Origin of the sequence: Massilia sp. MP_M2 (assembly GCF_039123635.1) — a bacterium.
Classification (GTDB): Bacteria; Pseudomonadota; Gammaproteobacteria; order Burkholderiales; family Burkholderiaceae_D; genus Telluria.
The window spans coordinates 1-26837 of record NZ_JBCHJF010000004.1 but is presented as its reverse complement, the minus strand read 5'-3'; the positions used below and the strand labels follow the sequence as shown (position 1 = coordinate 26837).

Genomic DNA, 26837 nt, shown 5'->3' with positions numbered 1-26837 from the left:
TCGTGCTTACGTCGCCAGCTTCGAGATGTCGGCCACGCGGTTCATCATGCCGTGCAACGACGCCAGTAACGCCAGGCGGTTGTTGCGCAGCTTGACGTCGTCGGCCATCACCATCACGTCATTGAAGAACGCATCGACCGGCTCGCGCAGCTCTGCCAGCGTCTTGAGCGTGCCGGCAAAGTCGCCCGCAGCGAACGCCGCATCGACGGCCGGCTGCACGCGCGCAACCGCAGCGGCCAGGTCTTTTTCGGCCTGGTCTTGCAGCAGGGCCGGATCGACGGCGCCGGCTTGCGCCAGCGCTTCCTCGTTCTTCTTGAGGATGTTGGTGATGCGCTTGTTGGCGGCGGCGAGCGACGCGGCTTCGGGCAGCGCGGCAAAGGCCTGCACGGCTTCCAGGCGCTGCACGACGTCGTCGACGCGGTCCGGGTTCTGGGCCAGCACGGCTTCGACTTCGTTTGGCGAGAAGCCGCGATCGCGCAGCAGGCCGCGCAGGCGGTCGAGCATGAAGGCGGTCACGTCCGCGCTCGGGTCCTTGAACGCCGGCTGGTCGACAAACGTCGTGACTGCATCGCGCAGCATGTCGGACAGTTCGAGCGGCAGGCGCTTTTCGACCAGCATGCGCATGATGCCCAGCGCGTGGCGGCGCAGCGCGAACGGGTCTTTTTCGCCCGTTGGCTGCAGGCCGATGGCCCAGATGCCCACCAGCGTTTCGAGCTTGTCGGCCAGTGCGACGGCCACGCCCGTATCGCTGGCTGGCAGGGCGTCGCCGGCAAAGCGCGGCTGGTAGTGCTCGGACGCTGCGCGCGCGACTTCATCGTGCTCGCCATCGTGGCGCGCGTAGTACGTGCCCATGATGCCTTGCAGTTCCGGAAACTCGCCGACCATGTCGGTGAGCAGGTCGGCCTTCGACAGGCGCGCGCCGCGTTCGGCGAGCGAGGCGTCAAAGCCCAGGCGCGTGGCGATATAGGTGGCCAGCTTGGTCACGCGTTCGCTGCGTTCGGCCTGCGAGCCCAGTTTGTTGTGGTACACGACGTTGCTGAGTGCCGGCAGGCGCGACTCGAGCGTTTTCTTTTTATCCTGCTCGAAGAAGAACTTGGCGTCCGACAGGCGCGGGCGCACGACGCGCTCGTTGCCGCCGACGATCGCGGACGGGTCGTCGGTGGCGATGTTCGACACGATCAGAAAGCGCGAGCGCAGCTTGCCGTCGGCGTCCGTCAGCGCGAAATATTTCTGGTTCGTCTGCATCGTCAGGATCAGGCATTCCTGCGGCACGGCCAGAAATTCTTCTTCAAAACGGCATTCGTAGACGACCGGCCATTCGACCAGGGCCGCGACTTCATCGAGCAGCGACTCGGGCATCAGGACCTGATCGGCGCCGGCTTGTTCGAGCAACTGCGCGCGGATGCTGTCCTTGCGCGCCTGCGGCGAGGTGATGACCTTGCCCTCGGTTTCCAGCGTGTTCGCGTACTGATCGGCATGCGCGATCGCGATGACGCCGCCATGCGACAGGAAGCGGTGGCCGGCGGTCTCGCGACCGGCTTCCAGGCCGAACGCGCTCAAGCGCAGCACCTGTTCGCCGTGCAGCGCGAGCAGCCGGTGTACCGGGCGCACGAACTGCACGGTGTCGCCGTTCGGGCGCTGGTAGCTCATGAGCTTCGGAATCGGCAGCTTGTTCACCGACTCCTGCAGCACATCCTGCAGGGCACCGGTCAGCGCACTGCCAGCGGCGGTGTAGGTGTAGAAGAAGCTTTCGGTCTTGCCGTCGGGGGCGCGTTCGAGCTGGTCGATCGTCAGGTCGGGAAAGCCCAGTGCGGCCAGCTTCTTGGCTAGCGGCGCACTCGGGTTGCCTTCCTTGTCCAGCGCCACCGTCACCGGCAGCACTTTTTCGCGGATCGCCTTGTCGGGCGAGGTGTCGCGCACATTGGTGATCGAGACCGCCAGGCGGCGCGGCGTGGCGTGGGTGGTGACGACGCTGTCGGCTTCGAGGAAGTCGCGCGCTTTCAGGCCATTCGCGATGCCGGCGGCAAAGGCGTTGCCCAGCTTGACGAGCGCCTTCGGCGGCAGTTCTTCGGTCTGCAGTTCGACGAGGAGTGTTTGATTCATGGTCTGTTCTGTTCTTTTCAGGCTGCGGCTTGGCTAGCGGCTGGTTCGGCTGGTTCGACCCGGGCGGCCATCGGGAAGCCGAGCTTTTCGCGCGAGTCGTAATACGCTTGCGCCACCAGGCGCGACAGCGTGCGCACACGGCCGATGTAGGCGGCGCGCTCGGTCACGGAAATGGCGCCGCGCGCATCCAGCAGGTTGAAGCTGTGCGAGGCCTTCATGATCTGCTCGTAGGCCGGCAGCGTGAGCGCCAGTTCAACCAGGCGCTTGGCTTCCGATTCGTGGTTCGCAAACGCCTGGAACAGCATCTCGGTGTTGGAGTGTTCGAAGTTGTAGGTCGACTGCTCGACCTCGTTCTGGTGGAACACGTCGCCGTAGCTCAGTGACTTGGTCTTGCCGTCTTCTTGCCATTCGGTCCAGACCAGGTCGTACACGTTCTCGACGCCCTGCAGGTACATGGCCAGGCGCTCGATGCCGTACGTGATCTCGCCCAGCACCGGCTTGCAATCGAGCCCGCCCACTTGCTGGAAGTAGGTGAATTGCGTCACTTCCATGCCGTTCAGCCAGACTTCCCAGCCCAGGCCCCAGGCACCCAGCGTCGGGCTTTCCCAGTCATCCTCGACAAAGCGCACGTCGTTCTTTTTCAGGTCCAGGCCCAGTGCCTCGAGCGAACCGAGATACAGGTCGAGGATGTTTTCGGGCGCCGGTTTGAGCGCGACCTGGAACTGGTAATAGTGCTGCAGCCGGTTCGGGTTCTCGCCGTAGCGGCCATCCTTCGGGCGGCGCGACGGCTGCACATAGGCGGCGCGCCATGGCTCCGGGCCGATCGCGCGCAGGAAGGTACCGGTGTGGAAGGTGCCGGCGCCGACTTCCATGTCGTAGGGCTGGAGCAGTGCGCAACCCTGTTTGTCCCAGTAGGACTGCAGGGTGAGGATGATTTGCTGGAATGTGAGCATGTCGAGTGGAACGCGGCCCGTGGACCGTGAACGCGGTATGTTTGCCAAATGGCCAATTCTACTGAATTTTTCGTACCCTCTGGGAAGGGATTTGGGTAGCGTGGGCGGCGATGCCGTCCGCGCTACGCTTTCTTGCGCAGATAGCGGCGCCCGGCGAACCAGGCGCCGAGCAGCATGCACGCCCCCAGCAACAGGAATGACCCGCTCCCCAGGCGAATGAACGGGGTCATGCCGGTCGCGCCGCGCACGGTGGCAGCCAGCACGCCGTCCGTGTAGAACGGCAACGCGTGCGTGAGATTGCCGCGGCGGTCGATGATGGCGGTGGCGCCGTCGTTGGTCGCGCGCAGCATCGGGCGGCCCGTCTCCAGCGTGCGCATGCGCGAAATCTGCAAGTGCTGCGGAATCGCGACCGATTGGCCATACCACGACAGGTTCGACACGTTCAGCAGCAGCGTCGCCGGTTGCGGCGCATTGCGCAGCTGGTAGGCGATCTCTTCGCCGAATACGTCTTCGTAGCAGATATTCGGCAGCACCAGCTGGTCCTTGACCGCGAATGGCGCCTGCAGCGCGGCGCCGCGGGTGGCGTCATTCAGCGGAATGTCGAGCATGTCCGTCACCCAGCGAAAGCCCGGCGGGATGAATTCGCCGAACGGCACCAGGTGTGCCTTGTCGTAGCGGTACACGGTGGCCTGGGGCTGCGGCGTCAGCGTGACCAGGCTGTTGCCGTACTTGCCCGGGCCGTCCAGCAGCGGCATGCCGATGACCAGCGTGCTGCCGCTGGTGGTGGCGTAACGCTGCAGACCCGCCAGGTAACCCTCGGGCAGGTGTTGCGGGAAGGTCGGGATCGCCGTTTCGGGCGTGGCGATCAGGTCGGCTGGCGCCGCCGTGATCATGCCCTGGTAGCGCGTCAGGATGCTGTTCAAGAATTCGGCGTCGAACTTGCGGTCTTGCGCGATATTGCCTTGTAACAGGCGCACGCTGATCGGCTGGCCGACATCCTGCGTCCATTCAACAGTGCGCAGGCCTGCGCCGCCCAGCAGCAGGACAGCCATCAGCCCCATTGCCGGCCAGCGCGCGCGCTGGGTCAGCATGGCGAAACAACCGGCGCTGACGCCCACGACGATGCCCATGCCATACACGCCGATCAGCGGCGCGTAACCGGCCAGTGGCGCCAGATCATGTGCGTAGCCCGACGAGGCCCACGGAAAGCCCGTAAATACCCAGCCGCGCAGCCATTCCGACACGCCCCAGGTCACGGGCAGCACCAGCAGCAGGAAGGCGGCCACCGGCAGCGACCAGCGGCGGCGCAGCCAGGTGGCCACGCCAGCGGTAAATGCGCCCCACAGGCCCATATACAGGCACAGCAGGCTCAAGCCCACCACCGCCAGCACGGCCGGCAGGTGGGCGAAATCGGTCATGAAGACGTATAGCCAGTGCACGCCGGCCAGCGTCCAGCCAAAGCCGAAGGCCCAGCCGATCAGCGTGGCGCGCTTGACGGACGGGCTCATGCCGACCTGGTAGAACAGCCAGGCCAGCGACAAAAATTGCAGCGGCCACCAGCCAACGGGCTGGAATGACAGCAGGGACGAGGCGCCGGCGAGTGCAGCGCCCAGCAGCAGCAGGGCCGAGGGCTTGTTGGCGCGCAGCGCCGGGACCGGCGCTGCGGCTGGAGAGGTACGGCGACGCAGCATCAGTCGTGTTCGTCGTCCGCCAATGGCAGTTTTTCGACCAGCAGGACGTGGATCTGGCGCGCGTCGGCGCGCAGCACTTCGAAGCGCACACCGTGCAGATCGAACACTTCGCCCTTGTGCGGCATGTGGCCGAGATGGCTGGCGACCAGGCCGCCAACAGTGTCGACATCGTCGTCCGGCAAGTCGGTGCCAACTTCGTCGTTGAACTGTTCGATCTCGGTGAGCGCCTTGACGCGCCAGCGCGGGCCGAGCTGGCCTTCGCGGATCGAGATCACGTTGTCTTCTTCTTCGTCGAAATCGTATTCGTCCTCGATGTCGCCGACGATCTGCTCGAGCACGTCTTCAATCGTGATCAGGCCAGCCACGCCGGAATACTCGTCGACCACGATCGCCATGTGATTGTGGTTGGCGCGGAAGTCGCGCAGCAACACGTTCAGGCGTTTCGATTCGGGAATAAACACGGCCGGACGCAGCTTGGTGCGCACGTCGAATGATTCTTCGGCGTAGTAGCGCAGCAAATCCTTGGCCAGCAGGATGCCCACGACCTTGTCGCGTTCGCCTTCGATGGCGGGGAAGCGGGAGTGGGCGGTCTCGAGCACGTAGGGCATCCACTCTTCGATGGGCTTCGTGATATCGATCACGTCCATCTGGGAACGGGGCACCATGATGTCGCGCGCAGACAGGTCGGACACCTGGAACACGCCTTCGATCATCGACAGGGCGTCGGCATCGAGAAGGTTGCGTTCGTGGGCGTCGTGCAGGACTTCGAGCAGCTCTGCGCGGTTTTCAGGCTCGGGGGAGATGAATGCGGTCAACCTTTCCAGCAGGGACCGATGGGGTTTGGCGTCCGGACGGACGTCACTGGGATACTCGGGCATAGTTGGCGAGAAGCCGTTGTTGCGATGGGCGTAGGATACACCAAAAGGCACATTGCCTGTTTTTGATGCAGGCGTGCGGCCTGAGCGGCAGGCACGCCGCCGCTCAGGTCAGGCTGACGCTCAAGCCATTTTCACTCAGTCCGCATACGGATCCGGGAACCCCAACACTTCCATGATGTCGCGCTCGAACTGTTCCATTTCTTCGGCGTCGTCGTCGTTGTCGTGGTCCCAGCCCTGCGCATGCAGCACGCCGTGCACGACCAGGTGCGCCGTGTGTTCCTCGACAGTTTTCTTTTGCTCGTCGGCTTCGCGCTGCAGCACGTCGGTGCACAGCACGATGTCGGCCTTGACCGGATCGTCGTCGGCCAGGTCTTCATCTTCGTTATAGGCGAAGGTGAGGACGTTGGTTGCGTAGTCCTTGCCCCGATACGCCAGGTTCAGCGCCTGGCCTTCGGCCGCGTCGACAAAGCGCAGGGTCAGTTCGGCCGGCCCCAGCAGGGCAGCCTCGACCCAGGTGCGCAGCGTGGCTTCCGGCAGCAGGCTTTCCAGGCGCGGGTCAGCGAACTGGACCTCGAGTTCAAGCGGATGTTTTTTTTCTTGCATTTTTCACCGGGATCGGTTTGGGGAGATCGGCCAGTTCCTGCACCGAATTGTCGGATTCGTAGGCATCGATGATGCGCCCGACCAGCGGGTGGCGCACCACGTCCACGCTCGAGAACTGGGAAAACGCGATGCCGCGCACATCCCTGAGCACGTGCATGGCGTCGACCAGGCCGCTGCGCTGGTTCTTGTGCAGGTCGACCTGGGTCACGTCGCCCGTGATCACGGCCTTGCTGCCAAAACCGATGCGGGTCAGGAACATTTTCATCTGCTCGACAGTGGTGTTCTGCGCTTCATCGAGGATGACGAACGCGTGGTTCAGCGTGCGTCCGCGCATGTACGCCAGCGGGGCGATCTCGATCACCTGCTTTTCGAACAGCTTTTGCGTGCGGTCGAAACCGAGCAGGTCGTACAGCGCATCGTACAGCGGGCGCAGGTACGGGTCGACCTTTTGTGCCAGGTCGCCCGGCAGAAAGCCCAGGCGCTCGCCAGCCTCGACTGCCGGACGGGTCAGGATGATGCGCTTGACGGCGTCGCGCTCGAGCGCGTCCACCGCGCAGGCCACGGCCAGGTAGGTCTTGCCAGTGCCGGCCGGACCCACGCCGAAGGCGATGTCGTGGTTCAGCACATCGTTGAGGTACTGGATCTGGTGCGGCGTGCGCCCGCGCAAGTCGCTGCGGCGGGTTTTCAGGGTCGGGCTGTCGACGTCGTTGGGGGCAACGTCGTCCTGTGCCATGTCGGGCACGGCCTTGACGGCCTTGATGCCCTTGATGGCGCGCGGCTCGCCGCCCGGCGCATCGAGGCTGCGCGGCTTGATGCCGGCGCGCTGCTCGACCAGGGCCAGCTGCACTTCTTCGATCGGCACGACCTTGTTGGCAACCGCGTAGAAGCGTTCGAGCAATTCGACGGCGCGCTCGGCGTTGTCGCCGTTGACGATGAATTTCTCGCCACGGCGAAACACGGTCACGTCGAGCGCAGCCGAGATCTGGCGCAGGTTTTCATCGAGTGGACCGCACAGGTGGGCAAGCCGCGTGTTGTCGAGCGGCTCAGGGATGAAGTAGGAGGGCTGGGTTGGCTGTGTTTTCAACTGGCGATGGCAATCGTATCAAGGTTGGCGACGAGTTCGCCGCGCAAATAATAATCGTGGCTGGCGCTGATGCGCACATCGACCAGTTGGCCGATGTGCTGGACACTGGCTGCGTCCACGGGGAACAGGACCACGCGGTTGTTCTCGGCGCGGCCCTGGAGCTGGGTTGCGTCTTTTTTGGCATACCCTTCGACCAGCACGCGCTGCACGCTGCCGACCATCGCGGCGCTGTGCTTGCGGGTGTTGGCGTCGATCAGCGCCTGCAGGCGCTGCAGGCGCGCCAGCTTGACCTCGTGCGGCGTGTCGTCGTCGAGGTTGGCGGCCGGCGTGCCGGGGCGCTTGCTGAAGATGAAGCTGAAGCTGTTGTCGAAATTCACGTCGGCCACCAGCTTCATCATCGCCTCGAAATCGGCCTCGGTTTCACCGGGAAAGCCCACGATGAAGTCGGACGAGAACGTGATGTCGGGGCGCACCGCACGGATGCGGCGGATGATCGATTTGTATTCGAGGCCCGTGTAGCCGCGCTTCATGGCCGACAGGATACGGTCCGAGCCATGCTGCACAGGCAGGTACAGGTGATTCACCAGTTGCGGGATCTTGGCGTAAGCATCGATCAGGCGCTGGCTGAATTCCTTCGGGTGGCTGGTCACGAAGCGCAGGCGCTCGACGCCGGGGATCTCGGCGATGTATTCGAGCAGCAGGGCGAAGTCGGCGATTTCGCCGCTTGCCATGGTGCCCCGGAACGCATTCACGTTTTGGCCCAGCAGCATGATTTCCTTGACGCCTTGCGCGGCCAGGCCCGCGACCTCGGTCAGCACGTCTTCGAAGCGGCGCGAGACTTCCTCGCCACGGGTGTACGGGACGACGCAGTAGCTGCAGTACTTGCTGCAACCTTCCATGATCGACACATACGCCACCGGGCCGTCGACCTTGGCCGGCGGCAGGTGGTCGAATTTTTCGATCTCGGGAAAGGCGATGTCGACCTGGGCGACGCCGGTCGTGCGCCGGTCACTGATCAGCTTGGGCAGGCGGTGCAGCGTTTGTGGGCCAAACACGACATCGACAAACGGCGCGCGCTTGATGATGGCCTGGCCTTCTTGCGATGCGACACAGCCGCCCACGCCGATGACGAGGTCCGGCTTGTTGCGCTTGAGTTCACGCAGGCGGCCTAGATCGGAGAACACTTTCTCTTGCGCTTTTTCGCGGATCGAGCACGTGTTGAGCAGGATGACATCTGCGTCTTCCGGCTTGTCGGTACGTACCAACCCGTCCGAGGCGCCAAGGACATCGACCATCTTGTCCGAGTCGTACTCGTTCATCTGGCAACCGAAGGTTTTGATAAAGACTTTTTTCTGCATGGAGAGGGTAGTTGGGGACGAATTGCTGCGCTGACAAGGAAGGAAGACCAGTTTACCGTAATTCGGGTTTGACCCGAAAAAAACTCCCGCACGGAAGAACGAATCATTCCTAAGGGAATGCCTAATTTCTTTACTTTAAGTAATTATCGTTTTATTTACAATGTTAAATGTCCGCTAGCGACGTTACTTTATTTTCGCCCCAGGATGGCGCTGGATGCATGAAGTATTTCTCTATGTAAATCAATGAGTTCCGTGATCATTCTGATTGGAAAAATTTATCAGGGAAATCTCTTGCGTGCGCCACAATGTGCCCCCATGTGCTGAAATGCAAACGTGACAAGCTTTCCATACGTTAGCTTGATTTCTAACAAGGAGTCACGTGCGCGGGGTCGGCGTCGACCTGGCGCGCACCGCCATAATTTGTTTGAAAGACAAGTGCGCTTTCGGAAACTACGTGGTGCACGGCAGGACCGGAATTCTTAAGGAACTACTCAGATTCACCCTGTTTAATTCCTGAACACGTTCCGGGAACTTAAGTCGAAGATATGTTGTCTTCTACAAAGGTTCATAAGGGAACTATTTTAACCAACTCGTGAGGTAATATCATGTCACAGCAACATCACGCTCTGTCGTCGCAAGAGAGTTACAACCCGAACCACCTGCTCGACATCCTGCTGGGCAAGATGCAGCTGAAAAACGATGCTGCGTTGTCGCGCATGCTCGAGGTGGCGCCGCCCGTGATCAGCAAGATTCGCCACCACCGCCTGCCGGTCGGCGCCTCGCTGCTGATTCGCATGCACGAAGTGACGGGCATGAGTATCCGTGACCTGCGTGACCTGATGGGCGATCGCCGCACCAAGTACCGTCTGTCGGATGCACAAGGTCGTCCAAAGCCAGAAGAAAAAGCAGCAGCCGCCGCTGCCGCAGCAGCTCAGCAGGCGGGCCAGCCAGCACAGGGTCAGGCAGGCCAGTCGGGCGACGTGACGCCAAAAACCGGTAATTATGCGCACTGAAATCGAGGGCATGGCAGACGTTTCTGTCATGCCTTCGTTGTTGGCGTGCCGCGGCGCCGCCTGAGTGGCGCCGTACAGCAGTTCATCCCGTATTCCCTGATTCCGTTCTGCGGTTTACGCCAACAGGATGGCGGTCATCTCTTCAAATTGCAGTTCCGTCTCGCGGAACACGTGCAACCACGCTTCCTCGGATAATCCCAGCGCGTTCCAGGCGACACTCGATACCGTCGGCACCACTTCGTGCGCATAGCCCGCCAGATCGAGCGCATGCGCTACCGCGCTCGCCACATGCACGATGGTGGCCAGGAAGCCCGCACCCGGCAGCTCCGGCTGGCCATAGAACGCGATGGCCTGGCGCAACGTGTCCGAGAATTGCCAGTGCTCTGCCAGCGCCCGGCCTGCCAACACGTGGTCGACACCCAGCATGGCGCGCTCCGTCTCGAGCAGATCGCCATCGACGCGCTCGCATTCACGCAGGACCGCGTCGTATCGTTCCGGATAACGCGTCACCAGCACCAGGCGCCCGATGCCGTGCAACAAGCCGGCCGTGAACGCCACGTCCGGGTTGAAGTGCATGTGACGCGCCAGCACCCGCGCGCAAGCGGCCGTGGCGATCGACAAGCGCCAGAAGGCCTTGTCGTTGAACGCGGGACAGCGGCCGCTGGGAAAGCAGCCCGTGATCGATGCCGCCATGATCAGGTTGCGTGTGGCTTGCACGCCGAGGTACGTCAATGCCTGCTGGATCGTCGTGACCTTGACCTGCAGGCCGAAGGCGGACGAATTGGCCAGGCGCAGTGTTTTGGCAGTCAGTGCCTGGTCAAGGGCGACTTTCTTTGCCAGCAAGGCGAGGTCAGCATCTTCCTGGTCGATGCTACCCAGCAGCTCCATGACGACAGCGGGCAGCGAGGGCAGGTCGTCCAGGCCGGCGGTCAGTTCATCAAGGGTCATGGCGCCACCTGCCGCTCGAGCCGGTAATCCTCGACGTAGCGGCGCAGCAGGTTGCCGGCCCAGTCGCTGTCGTCGTCGCGGTCGTGGCGGCGAAACACGAGGTCCAGCCGCGCCTGCACCGCTGCTGCGTCCGGCGCTTGGTGCGCTTCCACGCGCGCCACCGGCACCATGTCGATCTGATGGCGCACGATCGACGCGATGATCGCCTCGCTCAAGACCGTGCCTCTGGCCAGCAATACCAATCCGTTGCTATCGAGCAGTTCGTCCGACAGCACCATGCCCGGTAAAGCGCTGGCCACCGGGACCAACTCGTGATCGTCGCTCATGGTTTCCTCCATTCAATACTGAAGCGATGGTATCACTGGTGTGCGTGCACTTCACGGCGGCGCTGGAATATGTCGCTTCCATGCCGCAGATCGCCAGGTGGAGCGCAGCGACAAAATGTTGTAGGCTTTTGTAATCCTCTTCATTTTTCCAGGAACCTCGTGAAACTCTACTTCAGCCCCGGCGCCGGCTCCCTCGCGCCCCGTATCGCCTTGATTGCCGCCGGCTTGCCCTTTGAGAGCGAGCTCGTCAACTTGCGCACCAAGGTGACCGCGAGCGGCGACGATTTCCGCGCCATCAATGCCAAGGGCTACGTGCCTGCGCTAGCGCTGGACGATGGCCGCCTGGTGACCGAGACCCAGGTCATCCTGCAATATGTGGCCGACCAGGCCCCGGACAGCGCTCTGGCGCCCGCTCACGGCACCTTCGAACGCTATGGGCTGATGGAATGGCTGTCATGGACATCGACCGAGCTGCACAAGCGTTTTTCGCCCATCTTCGCGCCTGGCGCCTCGAAAGAAGCCAAGGAAGCAGCCTGGGCTAACCTGGCGGCGCCACTGACGTATGTGGCTGACCAGATCGGCGCCGACGGTTACCTGATCGGGGACCGCTTTACTGTGGCCGACGCTTACCTGTTTACCGTCCTGAACTGGGTCGGTTTCACCAGATTCTCGCTGGAGAGCTGGCCTGCATTGCAAGCTTATCAGGCGCGTATCCGGACGCTGCCGGCGGTGCAGGAAGGTTTGCGCCAGGAAGGACTGCGATAGCCTGCGGGCAGGGCAGATACGGCACGGCGGTGACACGTCAGGTGCTAGGTCGCACAACTGGAACACGATGACCACGCTGTATAGTCTGTGTCACGACGGCGCCATCCGCCCGGCGCCTGTCTGAACAGGCAATTGCCGTCTTCAATGCAATGCGACGTCAGCGCCGCTTTGTCTCCGAATTGCTTATGCGATTATCGCGTGCTGGAATTGACGATTATGCTGGCAATGCTGTCCCGATCTCTTCGCATTATAAAAACGCCTGCATCTGAAAGGCCAGTTGCAGAAATTGCCATCACTTTGCATGCCGATAGCGCCACATTGCGCGCAGTCGTAAAAAGTTGACTGTGGTAAATATGCAGCGCTCGGCAATCTTGGCACCCATCTTTTAGGCATTTCGTCATGCCGAACTCGCAATAATTTCCGATTTATTTGACACAGTCATCACGAATGCTGTCAGTCGGATAATCAATTCTCTTATCAAGACTTTCATTCGCCTTAAATCACCCCGGATTTTGACTTTTTGGTATTCCCGACGGTTTTTTTTGAAGGTATAGTCTTCTAACTCCCTTGCCTCCAAGCATCAAAAAGCAAGCCGCAACACCTCGCATTTGTCGGCCCATTGCCGACGCTGGCCATCCGGCAACGGTGGCACGGCACCACAGTCTCTCTTTGCATCACGCATTTTCGACGAGTACACCTTATGCCCAATTTCTCCCGTCTTCAGATTGCATTCAAGAACGTCTACGTCCGCATCCTCGCCGTCATCCTGGTGGGCATGCTGGTGGCGCTGGCTATCTTCAAATCCAATGTGCCGCAGGACACGCGCCAGGTCGTCCATTCGCAGAACATCGCCGAGATCACCGCGCTGGTGGGCCAGAAGGCCCGTCTGGAATACCTGCTCATTGCCAAACCGCTGTCGGAAGCGCCGCGCTACATCTACAAGTTCAAGGATTCGGCTGCGCTGAACGTCGTCAAGGTGCCGAGCACGTCGCACCTGTCGCTTGAGCGCGAAGTGCTGCTCAAGAATGCGATTCCGTATTCGATCGCCAAGGACGACTACCTGGCGGCCCACGAAGCCGTGATGGACGAGGGCGAAAGCACGCTCGCGCGCACTGGCAGCTTCTTCAAGCAGAACGCGTTCAATATCGCCATCGTGCTGCTGGTGCTGTACCTGATCAAATTCGGCATGCCGGGCACGGGCATGAGCGCGTCGGTCATCAGCCCGGACAAGCTCAAGGGCAGCATGGATGACCTGATTGGCATGGAAGACATCAAGCAGGAAGTGCTGCACCTGGAAGAAATGATCCGCAACCGCGCCGAGTACCAGTCGCACAATATCGACAAGCCGTTCAATGTGATGCTCACCGGCCCGGCCGGCACCGGCAAGACCAAGCTGGTCGGCTACCTGGCCAAGCGCCTGAACCTGCCGATGATTTCGGCGTCCGGCTCGGCGCTCGAATCGGGCTATGTCGGCGGCGGCTCCAAGGCGCTGAACGCCCTGCACCGCAAGGCTTGCGCCAAGGGCAAGTGCATCATTTTCCTCGACGAAGCGCAAAGCCTCTTCATGCCGCGTGGCCGCAGCGAAAAGAAATGGGAAGACGACACCGCCAACACGATGCTTGGCCTGCTCGACGGCGTGAAAAGCGACAAGGGCGCGGGCGTCATCTGGATCGTTGCCTCGAACTTCGACGACAGCTCGACCGACATGGACGAAGCGATGCTGCGCCGCTTCTCGGTCAAGATCAACTTCCGCCTGCCGAACAAGACCGAGCGCCGCGAACTGCTGCGCAGCTTCCTGTCGCGCAAGAAGGACGGCCTCGTCGACTGGAACGACCTGAACCTGGACCAGGTCGCCGAGATCACCCAGAACCTGAGCCCGGCGCTGCTGGAAACCGTGGTCGAACGCGCCAGCATGCTGTCGATCCAGGAAAAGACGATCATTAATACGAACCTGCTGTTTCGCGCCTACGAGCGCGCCACGATCGGCCTGACCGACCGCGCCACGACACTCGACAAGCACAAGCAGCGCGAGCGGATCGCCCTGCATGAGCTGGGCCACTTCTTCATGCAGATCGACCCGTTCCTGCGTCAGGGAATGACGCTGGCCGAAGTCAAGGAGCGCTCGCACCTGCTCAAGATCAGCACCGAGGCAGTGTCGAAGATCGGCGCACTGGGTTACGTGCTGCAGTCGGGCGAAGACATGTCGCTGCGCACGCTGGAAGAACTCGAGCGCGACGTGGTGGGACTGTACGGCGGCGTCGCGGCCGAAGAACTGTTCTATGGCCCGCGTGGAATTTCGGTGGGCAGCCAGAACGACATCGAGAAGATCACCAGGATGCTCAACCTGATGGTGAGCCGCCTGTCGATGTATTCGCGCTCGAAGATCGATTACAGCCAGCTGCAGAAGGATATCGGCGGCGAGCACACCGTGCGCCTGGTCGAAGAAAAGGCCGATGCGCTGTACAGCTACACGCTGGACGCGATCCGCGATTACAAGCTGGTGATGGAGTCGCTCAAGGACACGCTGCTGGAGCAGTACGTGCTGTCGAAGGACGAGGTGTTTGCGCTGCTGGAACAACGCAGCGAAATGTTGCTGCCGCAATTGCACGGACAGCGCTGCGCGAAGCTGACCTTGTGCGAGGAAGAAGTGGCGGCGTAAGGCGGGTGAGGGTGGTGCAGGATTGATGCGCCAAAGGCAGCCGGCGCGTCACGCGCGCACAAAGTCGGCTAGCATGGCAGCATCGCCACAGCCGGGCCGCCCCGCATGCACAAGCACGACGAACTGCGCAAGTCCAAACTGATCGCTCTCGGCTTCTTTGTCGGCGCGGCCGTGCTGTTCGTGGTCAGCCTGCTGCTGCCGCAGACCTGGTGGACAGGCCTGTTGCGCGCGTTTTCCGAAGCCGCGATGGTCGGCGCGCTGGCCGACTGGTTCGCGGTGGTGGCGCTGTTCCGGCGTATCCCGATCCCGATCATCTCGCGTCACACCGCCATCATCCCCGGCAACAAGGACAAGATCGCCGACAACCTGGCGCTGTTCGTGCGCGAAAAATTCCTCGACACCGAGTCGATCCTCAAGCTGATCCGTCGCCACGATCCGGTGCAACTGCTGGCCGACTGGCTGGCCAAACCCGCCAACACCGAACTGATGGGCGCGCACCTGGTGCGCGCCGCCACCTTCATGCTCGACTTCATCGAGGATGCGCCGGTGCAGAACGTCATCCGGCGCGCGGTGCACACGATGGTGCGCAGCGTCGACTTGTCGACCTCCAGCGGCGCGATCCTCGAGAGCCTGACGCGCGGCCGGCGCCACCAGCAACTGCTCGACGAAGGCATCCGCCAGCTCGCCCATCTGCTGGACAACACCGAGACCCAGGGCGCCATCGCCGACGGCATCGTCGACTGGCTCAAGGAAGACTACGCGTTTGTCGAACGCATGCTGCCATCCGAACTGATTGGCCGGAAGGGCGCCGACATCGCCGTGCGACTGGCGTCGGGCGTGCTCAACAAGGTCGCGGCCGACCCGGCGCACCCGCTGCGCGCACGCTTTGACGAGTACGTGGCCGATTTCATCGAGCGTCTGAAAGTTGACCCGGATTTCCTCGCCAAGGCCGACGACGTCAAGCGCTACCTGCTTGAAGACGCCACGTTCAACGGCTACGTCGGTTCGCTGTGGGCCGAGCTGAAGGCATGGCTCAAGCGCGACCTGGCCAGCGACGATTCGAGCATGCGCCGCCGCATCGTTGGCATGGGCGCCTGGATCGGCAAGGCGTTGGGCGACGATCCTCAGCTGCGCCAGTCGCTGCAAGAAAACCTCGAGGCCGCCGCGCGCGGCGTGGCGCCCGAATTCGCGGGCTATCTGACGCGCCACATCGCCGACACCGTCAAGCAATGGGACGACCGCGAAATGTCGGCCCAGATCGAACTCAATATCGGCAAGGATCTCCAATACATCCGCATCAACGGCACCATCGTGGGTGGGATGATCGGCGTGATCCTGTACCTGTTGTCGCACCTTCCCGCACTGCTGCGCTAAGCCAAGGAACCCCGATGCACACGCTTTCCCTGAACGACTGGCTCGCCGCCCACCCCGACATCGAAGCCTTGCCCGAGCGCGATCTGTACGTCGTGGCCCGCTACATGATTCCCGTCGACGCCAGCCTGGCACAGGGCTGCCTGGAAGCGTCCGGCATCCCGGCGATGCTGGCCGACGCGCACCTGATGCAGACCGACCTGCTGCTGGCGCCCGCGCTGGGCGGCGTGCGGCTGTTAGTGCCGGCCGAGCATGTGCAGGCGGCGCACGAGGTGTTGCTGGCGCTGGCGCGCGGGGATTTTGCGCTCGATGAGGATGCGCCGGATGGAGAGTGGCAAACGCCGACCTGACCGCCTCGGCCTGCCGCTTATTCCGGCCGGCCGTGCTTGACGATCGCCTCGAAGTGCTCAAGCAGCCCGTCGGCCACCTTGTCCCAGGTGTTCTCCAGTGCATAACCACGTAGCCGCGCCGGGTCCCAGTCATTTTTTAGCGCCATGCCGATGGCGTGCGCGAACGGCGCCGGCTCGCGGGCGTCGACCAGGATGCCCAGGTCCGGTCCCGTGATGATCTCGGGTACGCCCCAGGTGCGATGGGCGACCACCGGCGTGGCGCAGGCCATGGCCTCGAGCACGACATTGGGCCAGCCTTCCTTTTCGCTGGCCAGGCAAAACACGTCGGCCGCAGAGTACCAGGCGTGCAGGTCGGTGTTCAGTACGGCGCCCGCCCAGACGACATGTTCGGCGATCCCGAGTTCGGTTGCCAGCGCGCGCAGATCGGCTTCGCAGTCGCCTTCCTCGCCCCCTTGCCCGACGATGATGAAGCTCAGATCCGTGTGCCCCCCGGCGCGCAGCATGGCATGGGCGCGCAGCAGGATATCCACGCCCTTGCGTGGCACCAGGTGCGACACCGACAGCATGTAGCGGCGGTCGGTGCGCAAGCCCAGCGCCGCGCGGGCGTCCATCTTTGCCGTGGGACGAAAACGTGCCGTGTCCACGCCATTGGTGGACGCGTAACCCTTGTCCGGCGGCGCGCCCAGCCGGATGGCGCCATCCACCAGCGCCCTGGCGACGCCGAAGTAGCGCGCGCTATGGCGCAGCGCGAACAGCACTTGCCGGATCCGCACGGGAAACCGGGGAAGGTCGTTGATGTCGTGGCCGCGCAAGGTGACGACATAGGGTTTGCCGAGCATGCGGGCCAGCAGGGCGCCTGCAAACCCTTCCGGAAACGCCAAGTGGCAATCGAGCACGTCGATCTTGCCCTCGAGGCCATGGGCCGCGATGAACCGCCGCAGCGCGAACGCCAGGAAGACACCCTCCAGGGGCTTGAGTACCGCCGGGATCGAGAAGAACTTCGGGAAATACGTCGGATACGCGTTCGCGTCGGTCTGCGGCGCGATCTGGCTGCGGTTGACGTAGCGCGCAAAATACCGCTCGCCGGGGAACCAGGGAATGGGCGACACGACGATCAGGTCGACCTTGGCCGACAACGCATCCAGTCGCTGCTTGACGAACTGGGCATGCACCGGCATCCGTGGGTTGGGAAACATGGTTGCGATGCAAAGGATGCGGATGCGCTCGCTCACAGGTCGTCCATGACATCGGACAGGAAGCTTTTTGCTTTCGCTTCCCAGCTTTCGCTCTGGAGAAAGTCATCCAGGCGGGTGCGTGCGGCGTCAGACTGCACGGCGGGACCCGCTTCAATCGTGGCCAGGGCCGACGCCACCGCCTGCGGGAAAGCGTCCGGCGCAGCCAGCGTCAGGTAGGCGGCCAGCCGGGTCGCCTCGGGCAGGGGCGAGGCGATCACGGGCTTGCCCGTGGCCAGGTATTCCTTGAGCTTGAGCGGATTGATGTTCCAGGTCGACGCATCGACGACATACGGCAGGATGCACAGATCGAAGTGGGCGACGTGGCCGGGCAAGTCGGCATACGGCACTGCGCCTAAAAAGTGCAGGTTGGGCACATCATGAAATTCGCCGGGCTGGCGATCCACGACCGGACCGAGTACGACGAAGCTCGCCTGCGGCGACAGGCGCGCGGCGGCTCTGAGGGCCTGGCCGTCCACACGCTGGTCGAATACGCCGAACATGCCGACCACCGGATGCGGCAAGGCCGCCAGCGGGCTGTCAGGATCGGGGCTGGCGCCCGAGAAATGCGCCAGGTCCACGCCATGGGTCAGCAGGGTCGACGCGCTCGCGAATGGTGACCGGGTGTCGAGAATCGAGGTGGACGTGGCGATCATCAGATCGCAGGCATGCAGTGTTTGCTGTTCCAGACGATGCATCGCCGGGCCATTGATGCCATGCCAGTGCGTGAAGTCGTCGACGCAGTAGTAGATTTTGCGTTTGAAGATATGATCGCGAAACAGGCCGGGCACGATGGGCGAGGTACTCACCAGGATGGGATGCTTGCCCGGCGCCACATGCCGTAGCGCCTCATGCACGGCGCCCGAGAGAAGATGGTGATTCAGCGCGGTGGACGTGGGGCCCCGGAACGATGGCCACATGACCGGGTTGACGATATACGGGAACACGGCGTTGCTGGCCGACGGCGCGGAACAGCCATTGGCAATTTGCCGGGTGCGCTCTGGCGAGCGGGTTTTGAACCGGGTATGGGGCCGAATCCATGAATGAATGACCTGCATGGTCCGTTTAAAATCATGCAGGTTGAATCGTGGCGTGCGCAGGCCAATGGTATTGACCCAAATAACCTGAACGTGCGGAATGATCCGCAGGAATAAATGTTGGCAACTGGACGGGTGACGACCCCAATCGTCGGCAAAGACGACAAACACGTACTGGGACAACGGATGTTTAGGGTCTGGCATTATGGCCAATTGGTTCAGGACGTACTTGGTACAAAAGAGGGGAATGTGTAATTGCAGGAATAAAAACGACACACAATGTACATTGTCTCCCGTAATAAATAACACCGATTTTTTCCGGCAATGACAATTGTTATTATCATATCACCAGAGGTGCCAGCTGATGCCAAAATAAAGTGTCTGTCGCTTCAATCCAACTGACTCGTTATGCAGGAAAAATAGGCTTGGCAATGTCACGTGTTTATGCAGTACGCGCCCGGAACCCGGCGGCCATCTTATGGATTTCAGCAGTTAGTGGATGCCCCGTGATGCGAAGTGACAAATACCAGAGGCAAGCCAGGGGCAGGGCCGAGGCAAGAAGAACGAAAATCGGTGTGAATGAGGCAGGAAAGGCGAGTTTGAGAAACGCTGCACCCGCCATGCAAATAACCGCCACGGCGGCGCTGGGCCATAAAGCGATCAGCATGGTTGAAAGCCGGTGGCGAAAATAGATGTGCTGCTGGATTAGCAGCACGGGCATCGCAACGATGGTCGCGCCGCAAATCACCCACGAGAAGCTGCGAATGCTACCGTCAAACAGGGCAAAGGCAAATGCCACGCGCGAGGCAAGTGTGACCACGATCGGGAACGAGGCCAGGAACGGCTTGCCGATCGCCGTCATGGCCGCCGGGTAGTAGTTGAAAATCGTTCCGATTGCGCAGGCGACCAGCAAGCCGTCGATGGCCGGCACCGACGGCAGCCATTTTTCGCCGTACAGTACGGTGATGATGTCCGTGGCGAACACGTACGTCAATCCGAGCGCGGTCCAGGCAATGCCGGTCAACAGCGACGTTGCCTTGTTGAGCAAGGTGCCGACCGACTCGCCGCGATGGTGCGCCTGGGCGATGTACGACACCGACCCATAGTTTGCCGTGCTGCCGGCGATATGGAAAAAGATCGTGACGGTCGAATTGGCCCGGCTGAAAAAACCGACCAGGGTCGCATTGCCCAGTTTCCCGAGAAGGATATCGGGAATCGAATTGTTAATCGAGCTGAGGCAATTTGTAAGAAGCGAGCTCATCCCGAAATGCACGACGTCGCGCCAATGCCGGAACGATGGCATCCATGGAAGATATTTGGGCCGGAAGGGAATGTAGGCAATGGCGCACGTGATGATATTGACGAGATTGGCCCAGGCCATACTCAGCGCGCCAAAACCCATGAGGGCAAGGACGATGCAGGTGGCGGCCGAGGTTGCCGTACTCACCGCCGTGACCCATGCCTGTTTGCCCGCGGCGAAATCGCGTATCAGCAGGGAATTGGTGATGGAGCCAAACGGGATGAACACGAAGCAGATTGCGAGTACCTTCATTACAGGCACCATCTTGGGTTCATTGAACCATTCGCCAAACCAGTCGCTGCCGGCATAGATGGCGGCGGCAATCAACCATGAAGTGGTAAAAATCACGCCCGTGGCAGCGCGCAGCTTTTCCGGTGTCAGTTCTTTTTCGCGCTGCAGATAACTGCCGACGCCGAAATCCTGGAAAATATGCGCGATATTGATGAACACGATGGTCATCGAATAGATGCCGATATCGCTGGGGCTTAGTACGCGGGCCAGAAACAACGTGACGGCAAACTGGACAACGGTGCCGCCTGTCGAGGTGAAGAAGTTGATGAACAGGGAGCGCCGGATGTTCGCCATGGAATAAAGCCGCTTTTATTATGAATTATTTGGCACATTATGCACTGTGGCGCAGGGGTAGCCACGAATCGCTTGGCTGTCTTCCATCGCGTTCCCGCTGCCTTTGTCCGAGAAACCAGGATATTTCTGGGCTGGTAGGTATGCGCGGCATGCGTACCGTGCGTACGTGATCGACGAGGGCGATGCGAGGATGCGAAATTATATCGGGCAGACAGCGCCACATGGCAACTGGATCAGCACTTGCCTGACACGTTGGAAGAGGGGATCCTGGCGGCCACAGGTGGACAGTTCGGATTCACCGAAGCGCCATGTGTGCTGAGTTTCAGCGGCTGAGGAAACGACAATGAGCCCGCAATCATCATTGGCCGATGGCGCTTGGCATTGAGGTCGTTAAATCGCGCTGATTTTTTCTGAACAATCGATTTATTAAATTGAACTGCTGCGATATTCAACATCGACACCGCTGCGTTTTTTGATGCCATATCAAAATTCGCAGACAGTTTTGCCGCGCTGGCGCGACCGGCGACCGGCGACCTGCAACCGGCGACTGGTCGCCGCCGACGCCTCCAGCCCGAACGGGCAAAGGCTGTCACGAAGCGATTGCGCAACGTGGGGCGCAAGCGATTATCCCTACCCGCAAGAACGCCAGCCCATGGGAGGACCAACGCCCTGGACGATGGCTCTTGTTCTCGCGCTGCCCGGCCAGGCGAACCGAGAAACTACGGTGCTGTTTTCCACTACCCGCGACGTTGATATTGCGACTATCGCGCAGCCCCCGTACTCCTGATGTCGGGCTGGGCATCATTTTCCTTTGATGCTGAAAAGACAATCACGGCATGGCGTGTGAGTGGGTAACACCATCGATCGGGGCCATATGTCTGAAGGCAATTAAATTTTTTATTGTGAATGTTTTTCCACTGCAACTGAGCGCATAATTAAGTCGCGACAACGGCAACCCCCGATTTCACCCAACCGTTACTTGTCAGGCGGACAGGCCATGCCAGCTATGTACAATACTGCGACCAGACCAGCCTTCACGCTGGCTTTGGCCAGTGGCTGCCGCCACTCTCGCGCACCCGCGCAGCCCCGCGTGTCTGCCACCGGCGCATCCCGATGAGCACGCCGATGATCGCTCCTGTCATCCTTCCACCCATAGCGCTACGCCCGCCTGCTGCGCACCGGCGTCTGTTGCTGGTCGACGACGAACCGAATATCCTGGCGGCGCTGAACCGCTTGCTCAGGCGCGATGGCTATGAGGTGTTTTGCGCCGACAGCGGGGCCGCCGGGCTCGAGGTGTTGTCGAAGCACTGTGTCGATGTCATCGTTTCCGACCAGCGCATGCCCGGCATGCTGGGTGTGGATTTTTTGCGCCAGGCGCGTGCGCTCTGGCCCGACTCGATCCGCATCATGCTTTCTGGCTACACGGAGCTGCAGTCCGTGACCGACGCGGTCAATGAAGGGGCGATCTTCAAGTTTCTCACCAAACCCTGGAACGATACGCAATTGCGCGGGCATATCGCCGAGGGCTTCAGAATCAAGGAAATTGCCGACGATAACCAGCGCCTGCATCTGGAAATACGCAGCGCCAACCGCAAGCTTGAGCAATTGTTGCTCGAGAAGCAGGAGCAAATCCGCCTTGAGGAGACCGCCCTCGAGGTGGCGCGCGATCTGATGGAGCACTTGCCGCTGGCACTGGTCGGCGTGGATGACAGTGGCATGATTGCCTTTGCCAACGCCTGCGCCAGGCGCCTGTTCGGTGCGCAGGTCGCGGTGCTGGGCGCCGCAGAAGATGTGCACCTGGCCAGGCCAGCCAGCCAGGCGCGGGACATTCACAACAACCTTTACGACATCGCCCGCTATCAGATGGGTGAACGCTCGGCGTCGCGCGGCACGCTGCTTACCTTCGTCCCGAGGCAGACATATGAATAGCGCTGACCCGATCCGAACCGAACCGTGTGCCGGGGCGTCCGGCCTGACGCCGCCTGGCTGCGCCGCCGCGCTGGAGGGCGACTATATCGACCGCGTGCGTGCGCTGCCGTCGCTGCCGCAACTGGTGATGGAGCTGCAGGCGGCGATGCAGCAGGAGGACATCGATATCCATACGCTGGCCGAGCGTATTACGCTCGATGCCGCCCTGGCGGCGCGCATTTTGCGGCTTGCCAATTCATCGTTTTACGGCGTGTCGAGCAAAGTGGTGACGGTGCAGCAAGCAGTGTCCATCGTTGGCTTCGCCAGCATCCGCACCCTGGTGACGGCTTGCTCGATCATCGGCAATTTCGCGCCGCACCGAGATGCTGCTTTCGACCTGGTGGGCTTCTGGCGCCATGCCACAGCGACAGCCGTGTGCGCGCGTGTGCTGGCGCCGTATATGCAGCTCAATCCGGAGCACGCTTTCATCGCTGGCATGCTGCACGATATCGGCAGGCTGGTCATCGCCACGCAGTGCCAGGAGCAATACCTGCAAGTGGCACGGTTTGCCCGCGATAACGATTGCGGCCTGCTGATTGCGGAAAATGCCGTCCTCGGCATCGACCACGCACGCATCGGCAGTGCACTGGCCACACACTGGCATTTCCCCGCCCTGATCGGCGAAGCGGTCGCCGGTCACCACCAATGTGCAGTCGACGCTGGGCAACCTGCGCTGACTGTGCTCATTGGTCTGGCGAATGCGCTCGCCCATGTCGTCGATGCACCCGGCGGGGCGCTGGCGCCGCTGTCCTGTGTGCTGCCGTTCATGATACCGGTGCCAGAGGACGACTGGGACCGTGTGCGCGGCGACATGGTGACCCTCTTTGGGGAGCTGTGCCAGGTGTTGACGCCATGAACGCCCTGGCGTCCTCCCCGTCGCCTGCGTCCCAGCCCAAAGTGCTGTGCGTCGACGATGAGCCCAACATCCTGTCGTCGCTGCGGCGGCTGTTGCGCGCCAACGGCTACCAGGTACTGATTGCTGAGAGCGGCGCCGCCGGGCTGGCAATCTTGCAGCAGGAAGCCGTCGACGTGATCATTTCCGATATGCGCATGCCGCAGATGAACGGCGCGCAGTTTCTTGCAGCCGCACGGGCTACCTGGCCCGACACCACGCGGCTGCTGTTGACCGGTTACTCGGAAGTCCAGTCCATCCAGGATGCGGTCAACGGCGGCGAAATCTATCGCTACATCACCAAGCCGTGGGTCGATGGCGACCTGTTGATGGTGCTGCGCGATGTCGTCGAGCGGCGCCAGCTGGTACAGGAAAAAGTGCGACTTGAAGCACTCACGGTGCAGCAAAACGCCCAATTGCGCGCGCTCAACCAGGGCCTCGAGGCGAAGGTCGAAGAGCGCACCCGGCTGCTCAAGCTGGAGCACACCGCTACCATCGCCGCCAACGCCAAGCTGCGCCACAATTTTGTCGTCACCATCAAGATTTTTTCGAGCATGATCGAGCAGCGGGCCCACAACCTGCCGGGCCATACGCGCCAAATTGCCGAGCTCGCACGCAAGATGGGCGCCGTGCTGGGCCTCGACACGCGCGACAGCCAGGATCTGGCAATTGCCGCACTGCTGCACGACATCGGCAAGATCGGCCTGAGCGACGCCATGTTGCAAACGCCGTTCACGGCATTGCAGGGCGAGACGCTGGGGCTGTTTCGCAGGCATCCGGTGCGCGCCGAAGAACTCTTGATGCCGCTGGAAGACCTGCGCGGCAGCGCCGCCATCTTGCGCAGCCAGCTGGAGCGTTTCGACGGCAATGGCTTTCCGGATGGCCTGACCGGGCTCGCCATTCCGGTCGGGGCGCGCATCCTCGCCGTGGCAGTCGATTACTACAACCTGCAGCAGGGGGCCATGGTGCAGCGCCATCTGCGCGCCGATGAGGCAGTCACGTTGATCCTCGATGCTGCGGGCAAGCGCTACGATCCGCAAGTGGTGGCCGCGTTCCGGCAGGTTGTCAACAACAGCGACATGGGAAACGGTGCCGGGGTAGAAGTACTGTCGACCGAGCTGATGCCCGGCATGGTGCTGGCACGCGACATGGTCAGCCGCGATGGCCTGATGCTGTTGTCGGCCGACCACGTGCTCGACGCGCGCATCATCGCGCACGTGCGCGACTTCGAGCAAAAAGCGCGCTGCCGCCTCGCGATATGGGTGCGCAATCCAACGGGGGCAGCATGACCAAGATTTTACTGGTCGACGACGATCCACATTGTTTGAATGCCTTGCAGCGCACGCTGCGGCTGATGTTGCAGCGCGAACAGCCGCACATCGATGCCTTCACCAATCCGATGGAGGCGCTGAAACATATCTGCACATGCGACGTTGACCTGGTGATATCGGACTACCGGATGCCGCAGTTGAACGGTGCGGAGTTGCTCGAAGCGCTCAAGCAGGTGGCGCCGGATACCGTGCGCATCATGTTGTCGGCGTCGGCGGAATTCGACACCATGCTGCACACGATCAATCAGGCGCAGGCGTTCCGATTCATGCTCAAGCCATGGAACCCGGTCGAGCTCGAAGAAAACGTGCGCCTGGCGCTGGCGCTGCGCGCCAGCCTGGTGGCAGCCAAAGCCGCCACGCCCAGTGCCCAAGAGCTCGAGGCTGCGCGGCTGGAGGCGGAGGAGCCCGGCATGTTGCACGTGCGGCGCAATGCCGACGGCGCTATCCTGCTGTAGCGGTCGGCTGGGGCGGGGTGACCGGCAGGTGCACAGTAAAGCGGGTGCCGACGCCTGGCTCGGACGCAACGTCGATGCGGCCGCCATGCCGGCTGACGATGCCATACGACAGTGACAACCCCAGGCCAGTGCCGCTGCCGACTGGCTTGGTGGTGAAAAAAGGTTCGAAAATCCGCTTCATGATGTCCGGCGGGATCCCGCTGCCATTGTCGGCCACCTCGACCCAGACCCAGCCGCCGGACCCGCCGGTGCGGATCGTGATGACGCCATCGCCCGTGAGCGCCTGCGCTGCGTTGACCAGCAGGTTCATGAACACCTGGTTGAGCTGGGAAGCCAGACACGTGATGGGCGGTATGTCCCCATAATGTTTATCCACCCGCGCCCTGTACTTGATTTCGTTGGCGACGATGTTGAGGGTGCTGTCGAGGCCCTGATGAAGGTCGGTCACTTGCCAGACCACTTCGCCGACGTGCGAAAAATCCTTGAGCGCCTGCACAATGTCCTTGACCCGCTTGAGGCCGTCCATTGATTCACCCACCAGGTCGACCACATCGCCTTTCAAAAACGCCAGGTCCACTTGATTGCGCACCTCGGCCATGTGCGCCGCAAGCTGCGGATGCGGCGCCGCCGCCAGTTCGTAGCGGTCGATCACGTCGAGCAGCGTCTCGACGTAGGTTTTCAGGGACCCCATGTTGGAATTGACGAAGCCGACCGGGTTATTGATTTCGTGCGCAATGCCTGCCGCCAGCTGGCCGATCGATGCCATCTTTTCCGATTGCAAAAGCTGCTCGTGAGCATTGCGTAACTCGGCGATCAAGGCCTGTTGTTCGAGCCCCTTGATCTTCAGGTCTTCTTCCATTTGCTTGCGCAGCGTGATGTCGGTCAGCGACCCGATCACTTCAAGCGGCACGCCATTCTCGTCGCGAATCAGGCGCAGCGTATCGTGCATCCACAGGTAGCTGCCATCGTGAACGCGGAACCGGTAATCATAGCTGCGCTGGCCTTGGGTGAAGATGAGCGCCAGGCTGGAAAAAATATGCGGGGCGTCGTCGGGATGGATGTGGTCGAACCAGAAATTGGGATCGGCCAGCATCTGCTCGGGGCGGTAACCAAGCACATGGACGGCGTTGTTGCTGACGAACGTCATCTTGAAGTCGCCGCTGGGAACGGTGCAGTAGATGATCGTCGGCGTATTGTCGACGAGGTACTGGAAGCGTTGCGGTGGCGACGCTTCCTCCGGCGTATTGGCAAGGACGCGCGCAGACTGCGTGCCGGAAAAATCAAACTCTTCGAATTGCATGACGATCACCTTTCAAGATGCTGGCCCGCTTTCAAACAGATATTTCTCAAGAGAACTATACGTCAATTCAGCGCGCAGGGACCATCAGGAAGGGGACATGCGAGAAAAAAACTTTGCTGACAGATGCGGGTTGCCCTGGTGCGGCACCGAGTGTTCAGTGTTATCACCGGTACGACATCCGAGGTTGCTGCGCTGACCGGATAATGAGATGGCTGAACCAATGGCGAGGGACGTCTGCAGGCAGCGGAAGCCGTCGCCATGGCAGGCGCAGCAGCTTCGGCAATTTGAACAGGTGGACTTGCGCCACCGACCCCAGCATGATGCGTGTTGTACTCTGACCAGCGGCGCGATATCACCGCAACGGACAAAAGCAAAATGGCCTGGCTCGTTGGAGCCAGGCCATCCGCCTGAAATCTTTGGTGGTGATAGGTGGACTTGAACCACCGACCCCAGCATTATGAGTGCTGTGCTCTAACCAACTGAGCTATATCACCGCAACGGGCAAAAGCAAAATGGCCTGACTCGTTGGAGCCAGGCCATCGCCTGAAATCTTTGGTGGTGATAGGTGGACTTGAACCACCGACCCCAGCATTATGAGTGCTGTGCTCTAACCAACTGAGCTATATCACCGCAAC

At 61.6% G+C, this 26837-nt stretch carries 23 protein-coding genes, 2 tRNA genes and 1 pseudogene; 10 read left to right on the top strand and 16 right to left on the bottom strand.

The window, feature by feature from the left end:
* Positions 1 to 6 precede the first annotated feature (6 nt).
* From glyS to miaB, 7 genes are all read right to left on the bottom strand, one after another.
* A complete protein-coding gene (gene glyS, locus RCH14_RS10415; protein WP_343026055.1) occupies positions 7 to 2103 on the bottom strand; it encodes a glycine--tRNA ligase subunit beta in 2097 nt (698 codons plus the stop codon).
* 17 nt (positions 2104 to 2120) lie between these two features.
* Entirely contained in the window at positions 2121 to 3056 is a 936-nt protein-coding gene (gene glyQ, locus RCH14_RS10410; protein ID WP_343026054.1) for a glycine--tRNA ligase subunit alpha, read from the bottom strand.
* Positions 3057 to 3178: 122 nt separating this feature from the next.
* Positions 3179 to 4747: an apolipoprotein N-acyltransferase gene (gene lnt / locus RCH14_RS10405; RefSeq protein ID WP_343026053.1), complete on the bottom strand. Its 1569-nt coding sequence runs from the start codon at positions 4745 to 4747 to the stop codon at positions 3179 to 3181.
* Positions 4747 to 5625, bottom strand: coding sequence for a transporter associated domain-containing protein (locus RCH14_RS10400; RefSeq protein ID WP_343026052.1), 879 nt, complete (start codon positions 5623 to 5625; stop codon positions 4747 to 4749). Before RCH14_RS10400 ends, lnt begins: the two co-directional genes overlap by 1 nt.
* Before the next feature lie 135 nt (positions 5626 to 5760).
* Entirely contained in the window at positions 5761 to 6228 is a 468-nt protein-coding gene (ybeY, locus tag RCH14_RS10395) for an rRNA maturation RNase YbeY (protein WP_343026051.1), read from the bottom strand.
* Positions 6203 to 7312: a PhoH family protein gene (locus RCH14_RS10390; RefSeq protein WP_343026050.1), complete on the bottom strand. Its 1110-nt coding sequence runs from the start codon at positions 7310 to 7312 to the stop codon at positions 6203 to 6205. The genes ybeY and RCH14_RS10390 overlap by 26 nt, the downstream gene beginning before the upstream one ends.
* The gene (miaB, locus tag RCH14_RS10385) at positions 7309 to 8670 is read right to left on the bottom strand and encodes a tRNA (N6-isopentenyl adenosine(37)-C2)-methylthiotransferase MiaB (RefSeq protein ID WP_343026049.1); all 1362 of its coding nucleotides are present in this window, start codon (positions 8668 to 8670) and stop codon (positions 7309 to 7311) included. The genes RCH14_RS10390 and miaB overlap by 4 nt, the downstream gene beginning before the upstream one ends.
* Positions 8671 to 9275: 605 nt before the next feature.
* Here miaB and RCH14_RS10380 point away from each other — a divergent pair.
* Positions 9276 to 9683, top strand: a complete 408-nt coding sequence (locus RCH14_RS10380) for a hypothetical protein (RefSeq protein WP_343026048.1) — start codon at positions 9276 to 9278, stop codon at positions 9681 to 9683.
* 114 nt (positions 9684 to 9797) lie between these two features.
* Here RCH14_RS10380 and RCH14_RS10375 read toward each other — a convergent pair whose 3' ends face one another.
* Positions 9798 to 10631 carry an HDOD domain-containing protein gene (locus tag RCH14_RS10375; protein ID WP_343026047.1) on the bottom strand — a complete coding sequence of 278 codons (834 nt, stop codon included), beginning with the start codon at positions 10629 to 10631 and terminating at the stop codon, positions 9798 to 9800.
* Entirely contained in the window at positions 10628 to 10957 is a 330-nt protein-coding gene (locus RCH14_RS10370) for a hypothetical protein (RefSeq protein ID WP_343026046.1), read from the bottom strand. The genes RCH14_RS10375 and RCH14_RS10370 overlap by 4 nt, the downstream gene beginning before the upstream one ends.
* 159 nt (positions 10958 to 11116) lie before the next feature.
* Between RCH14_RS10370 and gstA the strand changes: the two genes are divergently transcribed.
* The 4 genes from gstA to RCH14_RS10350 all read left to right on the top strand — a co-directional run bounded on the left by gstA (position 11117) and on the right by RCH14_RS10350 (position 16102).
* Positions 11117 to 11722 carry a glutathione transferase GstA gene (gene gstA, locus RCH14_RS10365; protein WP_343026045.1) on the top strand — a complete coding sequence of 202 codons (606 nt, stop codon included), beginning with the start codon at positions 11117 to 11119 and terminating at the stop codon, positions 11720 to 11722.
* Positions 11723 to 12422: 700 nt separating this feature from the next.
* Positions 12423 to 14381 (top strand): AAA family ATPase, encoded by a 1959-nt coding sequence (locus tag RCH14_RS10360; protein WP_343026044.1) that lies wholly within the window; start codon positions 12423 to 12425, stop codon positions 14379 to 14381.
* A gap of 105 nt (positions 14382 to 14486) precedes the next feature.
* Positions 14487 to 15755, top strand: a complete 1269-nt coding sequence (locus tag RCH14_RS10355; RefSeq protein WP_343026043.1) for a DUF445 family protein — start codon at positions 14487 to 14489, stop codon at positions 15753 to 15755.
* A 14-nt stretch (positions 15756 to 15769) separates the two neighbouring features.
* Complete coding sequence (locus RCH14_RS10350) at positions 15770 to 16102, top strand: putative signal transducing protein (protein WP_343026042.1); 333 nt, start codon at positions 15770 to 15772, stop codon at positions 16100 to 16102.
* Positions 16103 to 16119: 17 nt separating this feature from the next.
* Here the strand turns inward: RCH14_RS10350 and RCH14_RS10345 are convergent, their stop codons facing one another.
* The 4 genes from RCH14_RS10345 to RCH14_RS10330 form a co-directional block, all read right to left on the bottom strand.
* Positions 16120 to 17298 carry a glycosyltransferase gene (locus RCH14_RS10345; RefSeq protein ID WP_343026041.1) on the bottom strand — a complete coding sequence of 393 codons (1179 nt, stop codon included), beginning with the start codon at positions 17296 to 17298 and terminating at the stop codon, positions 16120 to 16122.
* A gap of 32 nt (positions 17299 to 17330) precedes the next feature.
* The gene (locus RCH14_RS10340) at positions 17331 to 18392 is read right to left on the bottom strand and encodes a glycosyltransferase (RefSeq protein ID WP_343026040.1); all 1062 of its coding nucleotides are present in this window, start codon (positions 18390 to 18392) and stop codon (positions 17331 to 17333) included.
* Positions 18393 to 18813: 421 nt separating this feature from the next.
* Positions 18814 to 20256 (bottom strand): oligosaccharide flippase family protein, encoded by a 1443-nt coding sequence (locus tag RCH14_RS10335; RefSeq protein ID WP_343026039.1) that lies wholly within the window; start codon positions 20254 to 20256, stop codon positions 18814 to 18816.
* A 233-nt stretch (positions 20257 to 20489) separates the two neighbouring features.
* Complete coding sequence (locus RCH14_RS10330) at positions 20490 to 20876, bottom strand: hypothetical protein (protein ID WP_343026038.1); 387 nt, start codon at positions 20874 to 20876, stop codon at positions 20490 to 20492.
* Between RCH14_RS10330 and RCH14_RS24045 the strand changes: the two are divergent.
* From RCH14_RS24045 to RCH14_RS10310, 5 genes and pseudogenes are all read left to right on the top strand, one after another.
* A pseudogene (locus RCH14_RS24045) lies at positions 20838 to 20930 on the top strand (IS5/IS1182 family transposase); the annotation flags it as partial. The gene RCH14_RS10330 and the pseudogene RCH14_RS24045 sit on opposite strands and share 39 nt — an antisense overlap.
* Before the next feature lie 451 nt (positions 20931 to 21381).
* Positions 21382 to 22185 carry a response regulator gene (locus RCH14_RS10325; protein WP_343026037.1) on the top strand — a complete coding sequence of 268 codons (804 nt, stop codon included), beginning with the start codon at positions 21382 to 21384 and terminating at the stop codon, positions 22183 to 22185.
* Between the two features lie 94 nt (positions 22186 to 22279).
* The gene (locus tag RCH14_RS10320) at positions 22280 to 23080 is read left to right on the top strand and encodes an HDOD domain-containing protein (protein WP_343026036.1); all 801 of its coding nucleotides are present in this window, start codon (positions 22280 to 22282) and stop codon (positions 23078 to 23080) included.
* The gene (locus RCH14_RS10315; RefSeq protein WP_343026035.1) at positions 23077 to 24405 is read left to right on the top strand and encodes an HD domain-containing phosphohydrolase; all 1329 of its coding nucleotides are present in this window, start codon (positions 23077 to 23079) and stop codon (positions 24403 to 24405) included. The genes RCH14_RS10320 and RCH14_RS10315 overlap by 4 nt, the downstream gene beginning before the upstream one ends.
* Positions 24402 to 24902: a response regulator gene (locus tag RCH14_RS10310; protein WP_343026034.1), complete on the top strand. Its 501-nt coding sequence runs from the start codon at positions 24402 to 24404 to the stop codon at positions 24900 to 24902. The genes RCH14_RS10315 and RCH14_RS10310 overlap by 4 nt, the downstream gene beginning before the upstream one ends.
* On the opposite strand, the gene RCH14_RS10305 is transcribed toward RCH14_RS10310, so the two are convergent.
* The 3 genes from RCH14_RS10305 to RCH14_RS10295 all read right to left on the bottom strand — a co-directional run bounded on the left by RCH14_RS10305 (position 24889) and on the right by RCH14_RS10295 (position 26832).
* The gene (locus tag RCH14_RS10305) at positions 24889 to 26202 is read right to left on the bottom strand and encodes an ATP-binding protein (RefSeq protein ID WP_343026033.1); all 1314 of its coding nucleotides are present in this window, start codon (positions 26200 to 26202) and stop codon (positions 24889 to 24891) included. The genes RCH14_RS10310 and RCH14_RS10305 overlap by 14 nt on opposite strands.
* 417 nt (positions 26203 to 26619) lie before the next feature.
* Positions 26620 to 26696: transfer RNA gene (locus tag RCH14_RS10300), tRNA-Met, on the bottom strand.
* Between the two features lie 59 nt (positions 26697 to 26755).
* Positions 26756 to 26832: transfer RNA gene (locus tag RCH14_RS10295), tRNA-Met, on the bottom strand.
* Positions 26833 to 26837 lie beyond the last annotated feature (5 nt).

Excerpts from the sequence above, each read along its gene's own strand:
- RCH14_RS10335 (WP_343026039.1), bottom strand. The coding sequence starts at position 20,256 with ATGGCGAACATCCGGCGCTCCCTGTTCATCAACTTCTTCACCTCGACA.
- RCH14_RS10315 (WP_343026035.1), top strand. The coding sequence starts at position 23,077 with ATGAACGCCCTGGCGTCCTCCCCGTCGCCTGCGTCCCAGCCCAAAGTG.
- RCH14_RS10305 (WP_343026033.1), bottom strand. The coding sequence starts at position 26,202 with ATGCAATTCGAAGAGTTTGATTTTTCCGGCACGCAGTCTGCGCGCGTC.
- glyS (WP_343026055.1), bottom strand. The coding sequence starts at position 2,103 with ATGAATCAAACACTCCTCGTCGAACTGCAGACCGAAGAACTGCCGCCG.
- RCH14_RS10325 (WP_343026037.1), top strand. The coding sequence starts at position 21,382 with ATGATCGCTCCTGTCATCCTTCCACCCATAGCGCTACGCCCGCCTGCT.
- RCH14_RS10355 (WP_343026043.1), top strand. The coding sequence starts at position 14,487 with ATGCACAAGCACGACGAACTGCGCAAGTCCAAACTGATCGCTCTCGGC.
- RCH14_RS10400 (WP_343026052.1), bottom strand. The coding sequence starts at position 5,625 with ATGCCCGAGTATCCCAGTGACGTCCGTCCGGACGCCAAACCCCATCGG.
- lnt (WP_343026053.1), bottom strand. The coding sequence starts at position 4,747 with ATGCTGCGTCGCCGTACCTCTCCAGCCGCAGCGCCGGTCCCGGCGCTG.
- ybeY (WP_343026051.1), bottom strand. The coding sequence starts at position 6,228 with ATGCAAGAAAAAAAACATCCGCTTGAACTCGAGGTCCAGTTCGCTGAC.
- RCH14_RS10350 (WP_343026042.1), top strand. The coding sequence starts at position 15,770 with ATGCACACGCTTTCCCTGAACGACTGGCTCGCCGCCCACCCCGACATC.
- RCH14_RS10360 (WP_343026044.1), top strand. The coding sequence starts at position 12,423 with ATGCCCAATTTCTCCCGTCTTCAGATTGCATTCAAGAACGTCTACGTC.
- RCH14_RS10345 (WP_343026041.1), bottom strand. The coding sequence starts at position 17,298 with ATGTTTCCCAACCCACGGATGCCGGTGCATGCCCAGTTCGTCAAGCAG.
- RCH14_RS10340 (WP_343026040.1), bottom strand. The coding sequence starts at position 18,392 with ATGCAGGTCATTCATTCATGGATTCGGCCCCATACCCGGTTCAAAACC.
- RCH14_RS10310 (WP_343026034.1), top strand. The coding sequence starts at position 24,402 with ATGACCAAGATTTTACTGGTCGACGACGATCCACATTGTTTGAATGCC.
- RCH14_RS10380 (WP_343026048.1), top strand. The coding sequence starts at position 9,276 with ATGTCACAGCAACATCACGCTCTGTCGTCGCAAGAGAGTTACAACCCG.
- RCH14_RS10370 (WP_343026046.1), bottom strand. The coding sequence starts at position 10,957 with ATGAGCGACGATCACGAGTTGGTCCCGGTGGCCAGCGCTTTACCGGGC.
- miaB (WP_343026049.1), bottom strand. The coding sequence starts at position 8,670 with ATGCAGAAAAAAGTCTTTATCAAAACCTTCGGTTGCCAGATGAACGAG.
- glyQ (WP_343026054.1), bottom strand. The coding sequence starts at position 3,056 with ATGCTCACATTCCAGCAAATCATCCTCACCCTGCAGTCCTACTGGGAC.
- RCH14_RS10375 (WP_343026047.1), bottom strand. The coding sequence starts at position 10,631 with ATGACCCTTGATGAACTGACCGCCGGCCTGGACGACCTGCCCTCGCTG.